This window comes from Aquincola sp. J276 (assembly GCF_024700035.1).
Taxonomy (GTDB): Bacteria; Pseudomonadota; Gammaproteobacteria; order Burkholderiales; family Burkholderiaceae_C; genus Aquincola; species Aquincola tertiaricarbonis.
The window spans coordinates 3,287,760-3,300,903 of the sequence record NZ_JAJONC010000001.1 but is presented as its reverse complement, the minus strand read 5'-3'; the positions used below and the strand labels follow the sequence as shown (position 1 = coordinate 3,300,903).

The window sequence follows — 13,144 nt, the reverse complement described above, 5'->3', positions numbered from 1 at the left end:
GGCCGGCCGGCGCCGCTCATGCCGCGGCCGCTTGCTGCAGGCGCTGCAGCGCTGCCGACACCGTCTGCGCCCGGATCGCCGCGCGGTCGCCCGACAGCTGCAGCAGCTCAGCCTGCGCCGCCGCGCCGCGCCGGCCGATGGCCAGCCATACCGTGCCCACCGGCTTGCCCGGCACTGCGCCACCCGGGCCGGCGATGCCGGTGACGGCCACCGACAGCTCGGCCGGCGAATGCGCCAGCGCGCCTTCGGCCATGGCGCAGGCCACCTCGCGGCTGACGGCGCCGTGCCGGACGATCAGCCCCGCATCCACGCTCAGCAGCTCGGTCTTGGCCTGGTTGCTGTAGGTGACGAAGCCGCGCTCGAACCAGTCGCTGCTGCCGGCCATTGCGGTGCAGGCCGCGGCGATCAGGCCGCCGGTGCAGCTCTCGGCGGTGGCCAGGCGCCAGCCACGTGCACGCAGTGCATCGGCCAGCGCCGGCACCTGCGCCTCGAAGGAAGTCAGATCCATGACGCCACGGCCCTCCACAAGGCAATGACCAGCAGCGTGCACAGCGCCGCCACCAGGTCGTCGAACATGATGCCGAAGCCCGCGCGCCAGCCCGGCACCGCACCGGCGATGGACTTGAAGCGGCGATCGGCCCAGCGCACCGGGCCCGGCTTGGCGGCATCGAAGAAGCGGAACAGTGCGAAGGCCACCGCCTGCCCCAGCAGGCCCGCCGGCATGATGAGCCACAGCACGCACCAGAAGGCGATGACCTCGTCCCACACGATGGCGCCGGGGTCGGCGGTGCGCAGGTCGCGCGCGGTTCGGGTGCAGGCCCACCATCCCACCAGGAAGCCGATGCCGATGGCCCAGCCCCATTGCGACTCGGTGAGCCACAGGTTCAGCACCAGGAAGGCCAGCCAGGCCCACAGCGTGCCCACGGTACCCGGTGCCACCGGCGACAGCCCGCTGCCGAAGCCCAGCGCGATCCAGGCATGCGGACGCGGCAGCATGAAACGCGCGGTCGCGCGCTGGGGGCCGGCGGCTGGCGCCGCCGGCAGGTCGATCACATCGTCATTCATGTCTTGAAATGGTCGAACGAAGCCAGGCCATGGGCAACGGGCGCGCCCTGGGCGTCTACCACCCGCAGGCCGGGCTCGGCCTGGATGCGGCCCACGCAGGTCACCGCCACGCCGGCGGCGCGGCCCGCGGCCTGCACGGCGGCGGCCTGGTCGGCCGGTGCGATGAACACCAGCTCGTAGTCGTCGCCACCGGCCAGCGTGCACTGCTGCTGCACCGCCACCGGCTGCTGTGCCAGTACCGCGCTGCGCGGCAGCGCATCCGCATGCAGCACGGCGCCCACACGGGAGCGCGCGAGGATGTGGCCCAGGTCGCCCAGCAGGCCGTCGCTGACGTCGGCCGCGGCGGTGGCCACGCCCTGCAGCGCCTGGCCCAACGCCACGCGCGGCTGCGGCTGCTCCATCGCGCGGCGCACCTGCTGGAACTGCTCGCCCGGCAGCGCCACGCTGCCGCGGAAGCACTCCAGCGCCAGCCGCGCATCGCCCAGCGTGCCGCTGACCCACAGCGCATCGCCCGGCCGCGCGCCGGAGCGCAGCAGCGCCCGGCCCGGCGGCACTTCGCCCAACACGGTGATGCTGATGTTCAGCGGCCCGGCGGTGGTGTCGCCGCCCACCAGCTCGATGGCATGCGCGTCGGCCAGCGCGAACAGCCCGCGCGAGAAGCCTTCCAGGAAGGCCTCGTCCACCCGCGGCAGCGCCAGCGACAGCGTGAAGGCCAGTGGCCGTGCGCCGCAGGCGGCCAGGTCCGACAGGTTCACCGCCAGCGCCTTGTGGCCCAGCCACTGCGGCACCACGGTGCTGAGGAAGTGGCGGCCCTCCACCAGCATGTCGGTGGAGATGGCGAGCTGCATGCCGGGCGTGGGCGCCACCAGCGCGCAGTCGTCGCCGATGCCGAGTACCGCCTGGCCGCCGGGCCGCTGGAAATAGCGGGCAATGAGGTCGAACTCGCCGAGCGCCATGGCGTCTCAGCGCGCGGCAGGCGGCGGGGGTGGCGTGTCGATGGCTGCGTCGCGCAGCCGGTTGGCCAGTTCCACCGCCGACTTCACATCCATCTTCTCGAACACCCGGGCGCGGTGCACTTCCACCGTGCGCACGCTGATGTTCAGCGCATCGGCGATCAGCTTGTTGGGCCGGCCTTCGATCACCAGCCGCATCACCTCGCGCTCGCGCTCGGTGAGGTCCGCCAGCGCCTTGCGCAGGGTGTCGCTGGCCCGCCGCTGCTCGATGGCTGCCGCGCTCAGCTCGAGCGCATGCACGATGCGGTCGACCAGCGCGTTGTCGGAGAACGGCTTCTCCACGAAGTCGAAGGCGCCGCGCTTGACGGCGGCCACCGCGGTGGGCACGTCGCCATGGCCGGTGAGGAACACCACTGGCAGCGCCACCAGCCGCCCGGCCTCGGACAGGCGCTCGAACAGCGCCAGCCCGCTTTCGCCGGGCATGCGCACGTCCAGCAGCAGGCACGAAGGCGAGGTGGGCCAGGCACCGCCATGCTGGCGCCACTGGCCGTCGAGGAAGGCGTCGAAGGCCTCGGCGCTGGCAAAGCCTTCGGACAGCAGCCGACGGGAGCGCAGCAGCCAGGCCAGGGCATCGCGCACGACGTCCTCGTCATCGACGAGGTAGACCATCGGCAGGCCGAGCGAGGCAGGCAGGGGCAACATGGGAATCACGGGCAGTTGCCGCGATGCTAACCCCGCCGGGCGGGTGGCCGGCCGGCTAGGAAGCGGCGGTCTCGGTGCCTGGCGCGCTGGCCTCGCTGCGCATGCGCGACGGGTCGGTGGCCGGCAGCGTGAACAGGAACTCGGTGCCCTGCAGCGGGCTGCCGTCGGCGGCGGTGCGGGCATGGAAGTCCAGCGCGCCGCCGTGCTGCTCGATCACCGTGCGGCACAAGCTCAGGCCCAGGCCCATGCCTTCGCTGCGGGTGGTGAAGAAGGGCGTGAACAGCCGGCCCGCCACCTCGGGCGCGATGCCCGGGCCGGCGTCCAGCACGCTGAAGCTCACCCACCGGCCCTGCGCCTGACGCACGCGGATGGTCAGCACCCGCTGCGCCAGCGGCGTGCTGCTCTCCATCGCCTGGATGCCGTTGCGGGTGAGGTTCAGCAGCACCTGCTCCACCATCGTGCGGTCGGCCAGCACACGCGGCGGCGGCGTGGGAATGTCCAGCTCGATGCGGGTGCCGCTCTTGCGGGCCTGCAGCCGCACCAGCGGCATCACCGCATCGATGAGCTGCGAGGCGGAGATGGCTTCGCGCGCCTGCTCGCGCCGGCGCACGAAGTCATGCACGCTCTTGATCACGCGGCCGGCGCGCTCGGCCTGCTCCGCGATGCGCGACAGGCCCTGCTTGAGCATGCCCAGCGTCTGCTCGTCGGGCTCTTCCATCAGGTTGAGCGAGCCGGTGGCATAGCTGGCGATGGCGCTTAGCGGCTGGTTCAGCTCATGGCTGAGCAGCGAGGCCATCTCGCCCACCGTGGCCAGGCGGGCGGTGGCCTGCAGCCGGTCCTGCTGCTGGCGCGAGAGCTCCTCCACCCGGCGCTGTGCGCTCATGTCCAGCACCGCGCTCATCCAGCCCTTCTGCTTGCCCAGGGTGTCCACCAGCGGCGCCTCGTAGATCATCACCGGGAAGCGCTCGCCGTTCTTGCGCATGAACTCGGTCTCGAAGCCCTGCTGGATCTCGCCGCGGTCGCGCACCGCGCCCAGCCGTGCCTGCTGCCGCACGCGGTATTCCTCGACACGGTCGGTCGGCCAGTAGGCCGGCGGGTTGGTGTGCATCAGCTCGTCGGGGCCGAAGCCCACCATCGCGCAGAAGGCCGGGTTGACGTAGGTGATGCGGCCCTCCAGGTCACGCGCCCGCAGGCCGGTGATCAGCGAATCCTCCATCGCCTTGCGGAAGGCCAGCGCCTCTGCCAGTGCCGACTCGGCCCGCGCGCGCTTGCGCACGTCGCGCAGCAGCAGCAGCACCACGCCGAACAGCGCCAGCGACAGGCCCAGCACCAGTGCCGTGGCCAGGTTGGGAATCAGGCGCGGGCTGCCCTCGGCGCTGTCCACCCGCACCACCAGGGAGCTGCCGGGCAGGTCCAGCACCCGCTGCGCCTGGTACACGCCGGCGCCGCGCGGCACGCCGGCACGCGCCAGCCGCGTGCCGTCGCCTTCCACGAACGACACCTCGTGTACCCGGCCCTGCTCCGGCGACATCGCCTCCTCCAGCAGGCCGCCCAGTGCCAGCGTGGCCACCAGGTACTGCGGGGCGCGTGTGGCATTGGCGATCGGGATGCACAGGTCCAGCACCTCCAGCCCGGTGCCGCCCACCTGCGGCACGAAGTAGGTGCGGGAGAACATCGGCGTGCCGGCACGGCGGGCACCGGTGCAGGCGAGCTCGGCCTCGATGCCCATCGACGTGCGTGGCAGCTGGTTGAAGATGGGCGTTCGGTAGGGCGAGTCCATCGCCTCGTCCACCTCGAACTGGCTGTTGCGGCGCTCCACCCGCAGCAGCTCATGGCGGCCGCGCAGCAGGTCGCCGGCTTCGGCCCGCCAGCGCTCGGGCGAAGGCTCGTGCCAGGCCAGGGCCTGCAGCGTCTGAACGCTGCGCTGCATGTTGCGGCGCAGCTGGGCCGTCACCTCGCCGGCCAGGTCTTCCACCCGCTCCTGCGCGCGCACGCTCTCGTAGTTCAGCGTCAGCAGCACCAGGAGGGTCTGCGCCACCAGCAGCAGTGCCACCAGCGTGGCCCACAGCAGCGCACGCCTGACGCGGCGCGGCGGCCGGCGCAGGCGGAGCGGAATGCTGCTGGTGCTCATCGCCAACGAGTATGGGTCAACGCCCGGGCAAAGCTGCTACGCAGTTTTGCGCATCAATCGGGAACGTCGCCGGCGCGACACTCGGCGCCCCGAGGGGGCAAAATCGCTGCCCCTTTTGCCGCAACCACGGACCATACGCCATGCCCAGCCAGGAAGAGAAACGCGCAGAACTTCGCCGTGCAGCACTCGAGTACCACGAGTTCCCCACGCCCGGGAAGATCGCCGTCGTTCCGACCAAGCAGTTGGTGAACCAGCACGATCTGGCATTGGCGTATTCGCCTGGCGTGGCCGCGGCCTGCGAGGAGATCGTGGCCGACCCGGCGAACGCCTTCCGCTACACCTCGCGCGGCAACCTGGTGGCCGTGGTCACCAATGGCACCGCAGTGCTGGGGCTGGGCAACATCGGCCCGCTGGCCGCCAAGCCGGTGATGGAAGGCAAGGGCGTGCTGTTCAAGAAGTTCGCCGGCATCGATGTCTTCGACATCGAGCTGAACTGCGACAGCCTGGACAAGCTGGTGGATGCGATCGCGGCGCTGGAGCCCACCTTCGGCGGCATCAACCTCGAGGACATCAAGGCACCGGACTGCTTCTACGTCGAGCGCAAGCTGCGCGAGCGCATGAAGATCCCCGTCTTCCACGACGACCAGCACGGCACGGCCATCGTGGTGGGCGCCGCGCTGATGAACGGCCTGAAGGTGGCCGGCAAGAAGATCGACGAGGTCAAGCTGGTGACCTCCGGCGCCGGCGCGGCCGCACTCGCCTGCCTGAGCCTGCTGGTGAAGCTGGGCGTGCCGCGCAAGAACATCTGGGTGACCGACCTGGCCGGCGTGGTGTACCAGGGGCGCACCGAGCTGATGGACCCGGACAAGGCCGAATTCGCGCAGGAGACCGCGCACCGCACGCTGGCCGACGTGATCGCCGGCGCCGACGTGTTCCTGGGCCTGTCGGCCGCCGGCGTGCTGAAGCCGGCGATGGTGCAGACCATGGCACCCAACCCGGTGATCTTCGCGCTGGCCAATCCCACGCCGGAAATCCTGCCGGAGGAAGTGAAGGCGGTGCGGCAGGACGCGATCATCGCCACCGGCCGCAGCGACTATCCGAACCAGGTCAACAACGTCCTGTGCTTCCCGTACATCTTCCGCGGCGCACTGGACTGCGGCGCCACCACCATCACCAGCGAGATGGAAATCGCGACGGTGCATGCCATCGCCGAACTGGCCCAGGCCGAGCAGAGCGAGGTGGTGGCCGCGGCCTATGCCGGCGCCACGCTGAGCTTCGGTCGTGAGTACCTGATTCCCAAGCCCTTCGATCCGCGGCTGATGATGAAGATCGCCGCTGCCGTGGCACGCGCCGCGGCGGAATCCGGCGTGGCCACCCGGCCCATCACCGACTTCGACGCCTACACCGACAAGCTGCAGGCCTTCGTCTATGCCTCGGGCACCACCATGCGCCCGATCTTCAACGTGGCCAAGCGCGCCCAGCACAAGCGCGTGGCCTATGCCGAGGGCGAGGAAGAACGCGTGCTGCGCGCGGTGCAGATCGTCGTCGACGAAGGCCTGGCCCGCCCGACGCTGATCGGCCGCCCGGCCATCATCGCGCAGCGCATCGACAAGTTCGGCCTGCGCCTGGAGGCCGGGCGCGACTACGACGTGGTCAACACCGACCATGACGAGCGCTACACCGGCTACTGGCAGAGCTACCACCAGATGATGGAGCGCAAGGGCGTCACCAAGCAGCTGGCCAAGATCGAGATGCGCCGGCGGCTGACGTTGATCGGCACCATGCTGCTGCACAACGGCGAGGTGGACGGCCTGATCTGCGGTACCTGGGGCGGCACATCGCACCACCTGGTGTACATCGACCAGGTGATCGGCCGCCGCCCGGGCGTGAACACCTATGCCTGCATGAACAGCCTGATCCTGCCGGGCCGCCAGGTGTTCCTGGTGGACACGCACGTCAACTACGACCCCACCGCCGAGCAGCTGGCCGAGATCACCGTGCTGGCGGCCGAGGAGCTGCGCCGCTTTGGCGTGGTGCCCAAGGCGGCGCTGCTGTCGCATTCCAACTTCGGCTCGAGCAACCAGCCTTCGGCCATCAAGATGCGCGACACACTGGCACTGGTGCAGCAGCAGGCCCCGTGGCTGGAAATCGATGGCGAGATGCACGGCGACACCGCGCTCGACGCCGCCCACCGCGCCGAGGTGATGCCGCGCAGCACCCTGAGCGGCGAGGCCAACCTGCTGGTGCTGCCCAACATCGACGCCGCCAACATTGCCTACAACCTGCTGAAGACGGCGGCCGGCGGCGGCATTGCCATCGGGCCGGTGCTGCTCGGCGCGTCCAAACCGGTGCACATCCTGACACCGTCGGCCACCGTGCGGCGTATCGTGAACATGACGGCGCTGACCGTCGCGGACGCCAATGCTGCACGCTGAACGGCTTGCTGGAATGTAAATCGCTTGACAGCTGCCAGGGGCGCCCTCCTGCGTGGCAACCTGCGGCCCCCACCGATAGTTAGCGCGCACTCATACCCTGCCGCCGCTGCCCGAAACTGAGGCAGCGGCTTGAGCTTTTGCACCCGAGTCGGTACCATTTGCGCTTTCAGGATTCAGGGTTAACCCCGTGACTCAGGTCCAACGGTCCTCTTTGGTGCAGTCTCTTCGCAAGTTGGGGCTCACGCTGGGGGCCGCGGTGTGGTTGGCAGGCGCGGCTCCGGCCGTGTTCGCCAAGCCCTCACCGGCGGAGCCAGGCGTTGTCGGCAGCACGGTGACTTTGTCGCAGTTGCCTGTCGAGGCGCAGCGCACGGAACGACTCATCCGGTCAGGTGGCCCATTCCCGTACGAGAAGGACGGCAGCGTGTTCGGCAACCGCGAACGCCTGCTGCCCCGGCAGTCGAGAGGCTATTACCGCGAGTACACGGTGAAGACACCGGGCGTCCGCCACCGCGGTGCCCGGCGCATTGTGTGCGGCGGCCAGCCACCCACCCAGCCGGAAGCCTGTTACTACACCGACGACCACTACGCGAGCTTCCGCCGCATCGTGCAGTGAGCGACGTTTCCAGCCCTTGAACCCAGGAGGATCGCGACCATGCTCTTGCAGACCGTCCGTCCGAACATCGTCCAGGCCATCCGCGCCTATCGCGTCGATGACCTCATGAAGTCCGCCCAGGAGGTCGGGCAGCATTTCTTGTACGCGAACTTGGCCAACGCCCAGTCGAAGCAGGAAGTGCTGGAGGCCATCGCCGAGTCGTTCCTCTTCCCGGCGCATTTCGGCAAGAACCTGGATGCGCTCTACGATTGCATGACGGACCTGGTGCACAAGTCGGGCATGCAGCCCGGCTTCGTGGTGGTGCTCGAGCAACTGCCCGACAACGCACGCTTCGACCGCGAGGCCCGCGAGCAGTTGCTCGACGTGTTCCGGGACGCGGCGGACTTCTGGGCCGATCGGAAGGTGCCCTTCCGATGTTTCTATTCTTTTCAGTAGCCCGCTCCCAGGAAAACGGGTCATGGGAGCGGGCTGCTGAGACGGCCCAAGAGACGACGACTGCCAAGCCGAAGAGCACTTCCAAGGCAGCTGCGAACAGCAACTTCGGCATGAACATGCCGATGATGAGCAGCGCCTTCGATACCGCGATGTGGCTGAACGCTGCCTGAGGCAGCGCTCCTTTCGGTTCTCAGTCTTGACGACGGCGGCCTTCGGGCCGCCGTCGTGCTTTGTGCGTCAGCCGATGGCGGCGGCGAGCGCCACGAACTCCGCCACCGGCACTTCCTCGGCGCGGCGTTGCAGGTCGAATTCGCCGGCAAAGCCGCGCTCCTCCAGCCATTTGCCCAGCGTGTTGCGCAGCACCTTGCGCCGCTGCGAAAAGGCCACCGCCACCATGTTCTCCAGCAGCTCGAAACGCACGTCTGCCGGCGTGGGCCAGGGCAGCATGCGCACCACGGCCGAATCCACCCGCGGTGGCGGGTCGAAGGATTCGGGCGGCACGTCCAGCACCGACTCCATGTGGTAGCGCCACTGCAGCATCACCGACAGCCGGCCGTAGGCCTTGCTGCCGGGTGCGGCCACCATGCGCTCGACCACTTCCTTCTGCAGCATGAAGTGCTGGTCCTGCACCGCGTGCACCGAGTCCAGCAGGTGGAACAGGATGGGTGTGGAGATGTTGTAGGGCAGGTTGCCCACCACCCGCAGCGGCTGGCCGCGCTGCGCGCCCAGCGCGCCGAAGTCGACCTTCAGCACGTCGGCTTCCACCACGGTCAGGCCGTCCTGCTTGCGCAGCCGCGCGGCCAGGTCGCGGTCCAGCTCCACCACGGTGAGCTCGCCGCAGCGCGCCTTCAGCGGCTGGGTGATGGCGCCCAGGCCGGGGCCGATCTCGACCAGGGCCTGGCCGGGCTGTGGATCGATGGCATCGACGATGGCCTCGATCACGTAGCCGTCGGACAGGAAGTGCTGCCCGAAGCGCTTGCGCGCGATGTGCTTCAAGGCTGCTGCGGCGCTTCGCGCAGCTCGACGTAGGCGCGGGCGCGCAGCTCACGCACCCACTCGTTGTAGGCATCGTCGAACTTCTGCTCGCGCAGGGCATTGCGGGCCTGTTCGCGCAGCTGCTTGGGCTCGACATTGACGACGCGGCGCTCCAGCACCTGGATGAGGTGCACGCCGAAGCGCGAGGTGATGGGCGGCGACATGCCACCCAGCGGCAGCCGGTTCATGGCTTCCTCGAATTCCGGCACGAAGCTGCCCGGCGAGGTCCAGCCGAGGTCGCCGCCCTGCGGCGCGCTGCCGTCCTCGGAGTTGGCGCGCGCCAGGGCCTCGAAGCTGGCGCTGCCGGCCTCGATCTGGCGGCGGAATTCATCCAGGCGGCGCACGGCCACCTCGGCCGGCACCTGCGCGGAAGGCCGCAGCAGGATGTGGCGGGCGCGGGTCTGCGTGACCTGCAGCGCACCGCCGTCCTTGCGGTCGACCACCTTCAGCACGTGGAAGCCGGCGCCGGTGCGCAGCAGCTCGGGCGCCACCTCGCCGGCCTTCAGCGCGCCCACCGCCTGCACGAACACGTCCGGCAGGCGACTGGCCGGACGCAGGCCGATCTCGCCGCCCTTGTCACGGTTGGCGTCCTCCGACAGCTCCCGCGCCACGGTGGCAAAGGCCTCGCCGGCCTTCACCCGGGCCATTGCGGCCTCGGCACGGGCGCGTCGCTCGGCCACGGTGGCGACGGAAGCACCTTCGGGCACGGTGACCAGGATCTGCGCGATGTTCAGCTCCGGCTGCGCGGCGGCGGCCTGGCGCTGCTGCTCGATCAGGCGGTCGATCTCGACGTCGGTGATCTTGATGCGCGACTGAACTTCACGCTCACGCACCCGCTCGATCATCATCTGGTCGCGCAGGTTGTTGCGAAAGCGCGAGTACTCGATGCCTTCGCGGCGCAGACGCTCACGCAGCTGCGTGAGCGTGAGCTGGTTCTGCGCGGCCACGCCGGCCACCGCGCGGTCCAGCTCGGGGTCCTCGATGCGCACGCCGCTGTCGCGCGCGAAGCTGAGGATGGCGCGCTCCTCGATCAGCATTTCCAGCACCTGCTTGCGCAGCTCCGGCTCGTCGGGCAGCGACTGGCGGGCGCGGGCGGCCTCTTCGCGCACACGGGCCAGGCGCTGCTCCACCTCGAAGGCGGTGACCAGCTCCTGGTTGACGATGGCGGCGATGTGGTCGGCGGCGCGCACGCTCACGCGGCCCGGGGCAGTGGCCTGGGCCGAGGCGGCCAGGGTGACCCCGCAGCACAGGGTGAAGGCCAGCGCCTTCGAAAGCAAAGCTTGTTTCATCGAACGAGAGGCGGGTTCAGGCAGGGGCGGCGGGATCAGAAGGCGGCCGAGGAGGCCGCGTCGGCGCCTGCATCACGGTCTTCGCGCAGCAGGCGGTAGCCGGGCACATTGTCCTTCAAGACCTTGAGCGGGTTGGAACCGAGACGTGACAGGCCGACCAGCTCCAGTTGCAGCAGCAGACGGGTGGTGGCTTCGCTGCGGCCGGTGGACAGTCGCTCGGCCACCACGCGGCCGATCCAGCAGCCGGCGTCGTACTCCAGGCCGACGATGGAATCGGTGACACGGCTGTCGCGCAGGCTGTAGTTGAGGCGGCCCACGCCATACAGCGTGCCGCTGCAGGCACCGGCGGCCTGCACGCGTGCGGCGGCAGCATCGCGCTGGTACAGCGGCCATTGCCAGCCCACCTCCAGCTGCTCGCTCAGGCCGCGGGTGAGGCGGTAGCTGGCGCTGAGGGTGCGGAAGGGCCCTGGCGTGAAGCGCGTGGACAGCAGCGAGCGCACGGTGCGCCGGCTGTCGGGGTCGTACTGGATGGCGCCATCCACCATCCAGCGCGGCGACAGCGTGGCGGTGCCGAACAGCAGCAGGTCGGAGAAGCGCTGCGTGGAGCCCTCGCCTTCCGGCGTGGAATCGATGTTGGGCGTGCCGTCGGGGTTGGCCACCAGCTTCTGGTCGCGGAACTGCACGCGCTGGGCCAGGCCCAGGCGCAGGCGTTCGATGCCGGTGTTCTCGTCCAGCAGCCGGGTGGTGATGCCGGCGGTCAGCGTGTTGGTGTCGGAGACGCGGTCGACGCCGGAGAACTCGTTGTCGCTGTAGACGCTGACGGCATTGAAATCCTTGCCATAGGCATCGAAATTGGGCGTGCCGCGCTGCTCCCGGTAGGGCGTGTTGACGTACAGCACACGCGGCTCCAGCGTCTGCCGCAGGGTCTCGCCGAACCAGCTGGCCCGGCGCTCGAACACCATGCCGCCGTCCACGCTCACGGTGGGGATGGTGCGCGATTCGTTGTCATACCGGCCACCGGCCGAATGGTCGATCTGGTACTGCGCGGCATTGAAGGAGAACTTCGGGACCACCCACCAGCCCGGCGCGCGCCAGGGCCGGCTGATGCTGCCCAGCGCATGCAGCCGCGTGCCGGTGGGCAGCGGATCGAGCTGGCCGTTGCTGGGCCGCGTGAAGTGGTTGACCTCGGTCTCGAACGCGGTCTCGAAGCCGCCGGCCAGCAGGCTGCTGCCGCGCAGGCCCAGCTGCGGGCTGCGCTGATAGGGCGCCACGATGCGGGCGTCGTCCTGCTGCAGCACCTGCCATTGCTGCACGCGGGCATAAGCGGTGGCGTCGATGCCGTTCCAGCGGAAGCTGCGGTCGGCCTGCAGGTCGGTGGCCAGCAGCCGCGGCGTCCACGAGCTGGCCTGGGAGGAGAAGTCCTTCCAGTACTCGTCGTCGGACACCCGCAGGCCGCGGATGCGGTAGTGGATGCCCTGCGGCGCATCGCCTTCATGGAACAGCCGCAGCGCATGGCGCGAGGTGTCGGTCACGCGGTCGTCGGGCAGCGCATGCACGTCGATCTCGCCGCGGAAGCTGGGCTCCAGGTAGCGGAACTGCAGGTCGGCCGAGAAGCCGCGCCGCGTCATCACCGTGGGCGTGATGGTGGCGTCGCGGTTGGGCGCGATGTTCCAGTAGTACGGCACGCCGATGCCGACGCCGCTCTTGTTGTCCACGTCCAGCGAGGGCGGCAGCCAGCCGGACTTGCGCTCGTCGGTCAGCGGGAAGCTCAGGCGCGGCGCCGCAAGGATGGGCACGCCGTAGAAGCGCAGCACCGCGCCCTCGGCCACGCCTTCGTTGGCCTGCCGGTCCAGCCGGATGCGGTCGGCGCCCAGCAGCCACGCGGGCGTGCCGCTGCCGTCGGCGCCGCAGGAGGAATAGGTGCCGCCCCACAGCTGGGAGCGCTGGTCGTCGATGAAGTCGATGCGGTCGGCCTTGCCGCCGGCGCCGGTGGAGGGGAAGTAGTACTCCGGCTGCAGGAAGAAACCTTCGAAGCGCTGCAGTTGCAATTGCACCTCGGGGCCGGTGAAGCGGTCGCCGTCGCGGCTGATGCGCACATTGCCCTGGGCCTTGGCCAGGTCGCCCACGCTGTCGTAGCTGAGCTTGTCGGCGCGGATCACCAAGGGGCCGCGCTGCAGCTCGGCATTGCCCTCGGCCTGCGCGTCGATGTCGGGCCGGCCGCTGATGCGGTCGGCCTGCAGGATGACGGCGGGGCCTGCGGCTGTGGAAGCGGCCGGTGCCGGGGCGGAAGCGGCCGGTGCTTGTGGTGCGGCGGCCGGCACGCGCGCCGGGGCGGTCTGGGCGCCGGCCTGCGCGCAGCACAGTGCGGCGGCCAGGGCCAGCGGGGTGGGCATGCAGGCGCGCAGCCAGGCAAGGTGCGATGGATTCGGGCGCGTCAAGAGCAACTCGGGCAGCAGCGGGAAACGTCCGGCGGGCAAGTGGGCCAC

Annotated in this window: 12 protein-coding genes; 4 read left to right on the top strand and 8 right to left on the bottom strand. The window is 69.9% G+C overall.

The features are described from left to right. Positions 1-16: 16 nt before the first annotated feature. Genes LRS14_RS15315 through LRS14_RS15295 form a run of 5 tightly spaced genes read right to left on the bottom strand, consistent with a single transcriptional unit; the run spans position 17 to position 4,851 of the window. Positions 17-508: a CinA family protein gene (locus tag LRS14_RS15315; RefSeq protein WP_257800062.1), complete on the bottom strand. Its 492-nt coding sequence runs from the start codon at positions 506-508 to the stop codon at positions 17-19. Next, a complete protein-coding gene (locus LRS14_RS15310; RefSeq protein WP_046110902.1) occupies positions 499-1,065 on the bottom strand; it encodes a phosphatidylglycerophosphatase A in 567 nt (188 codons plus the stop codon). Before LRS14_RS15310 ends, LRS14_RS15315 begins: the two co-directional genes overlap by 10 nt. After that, positions 1,062-2,021 (bottom strand): thiamine-phosphate kinase, encoded by a 960-nt coding sequence (thiL, locus tag LRS14_RS15305; RefSeq protein ID WP_257800061.1) that lies wholly within the window; start codon positions 2,019-2,021, stop codon positions 1,062-1,064. Before thiL ends, LRS14_RS15310 begins: the two co-directional genes overlap by 4 nt. A gap of 6 nt (positions 2,022-2,027) precedes the next feature. After that, a complete protein-coding gene (locus tag LRS14_RS15300) occupies positions 2,028-2,720 on the bottom strand; it encodes a response regulator transcription factor (RefSeq protein WP_046110900.1) in 693 nt (230 codons plus the stop codon). Between the two features lie 55 nt (positions 2,721-2,775). Beyond that, complete coding sequence (locus tag LRS14_RS15295) at positions 2,776-4,851, bottom strand: ATP-binding protein (RefSeq protein WP_046110899.1); 2,076 nt, start codon at positions 4,849-4,851, stop codon at positions 2,776-2,778. Positions 4,852-4,991: 140 nt separating this feature from the next. Between LRS14_RS15295 and LRS14_RS15290 the strand changes: the two genes are divergently transcribed. The 4 genes from LRS14_RS15290 to LRS14_RS15275 all read left to right on the top strand — a co-directional run bounded on the left by LRS14_RS15290 (position 4,992) and on the right by LRS14_RS15275 (position 8,504). Next, entirely contained in the window at positions 4,992-7,286 is a 2,295-nt protein-coding gene (locus LRS14_RS15290; RefSeq protein WP_257800060.1) for an NADP-dependent malic enzyme, read from the top strand. Positions 7,287-7,569: 283 nt separating this feature from the next. Further along, complete coding sequence (locus LRS14_RS15285; protein WP_232315226.1) at positions 7,570-7,899, top strand: ribonuclease; 330 nt, start codon at positions 7,570-7,572, stop codon at positions 7,897-7,899. Positions 7,900-7,938: 39 nt separating this feature from the next. Then, positions 7,939-8,334, top strand: a complete 396-nt coding sequence (locus tag LRS14_RS15280) for a barstar family protein (protein WP_046110896.1) — start codon at positions 7,939-7,941, stop codon at positions 8,332-8,334. After that, a complete protein-coding gene (locus LRS14_RS15275) occupies positions 8,313-8,504 on the top strand; it encodes a hypothetical protein (RefSeq protein WP_157039394.1) in 192 nt (63 codons plus the stop codon). The genes LRS14_RS15280 and LRS14_RS15275 overlap by 22 nt, the downstream gene beginning before the upstream one ends. Positions 8,505-8,571: 67 nt before the next feature. On the opposite strand, the gene rsmA is transcribed toward LRS14_RS15275, so the two are convergent. From rsmA to LRS14_RS15260, 3 genes are read right to left on the bottom strand one after another with little or no spacing between them, the layout of a single operon-like run. Continuing rightward, positions 8,572-9,330: a 16S rRNA (adenine(1518)-N(6)/adenine(1519)-N(6))-dimethyltransferase RsmA gene (gene rsmA / locus LRS14_RS15270; protein WP_257800059.1), complete on the bottom strand. Its 759-nt coding sequence runs from the start codon at positions 9,328-9,330 to the stop codon at positions 8,572-8,574. Then, a complete protein-coding gene (locus tag LRS14_RS15265) occupies positions 9,327-10,658 on the bottom strand; it encodes a peptidylprolyl isomerase (RefSeq protein WP_257800058.1) in 1,332 nt (443 codons plus the stop codon). Before LRS14_RS15265 ends, rsmA begins: the two co-directional genes overlap by 4 nt. 35 nt (positions 10,659-10,693) lie before the next feature. Then, positions 10,694-13,051 carry an LPS-assembly protein LptD gene (locus LRS14_RS15260; protein ID WP_257800057.1) on the bottom strand — a complete coding sequence of 786 codons (2,358 nt, stop codon included), beginning with the start codon at positions 13,049-13,051 and terminating at the stop codon, positions 10,694-10,696. Between the last annotated feature and the right edge of the window lie 93 nt (positions 13,052-13,144).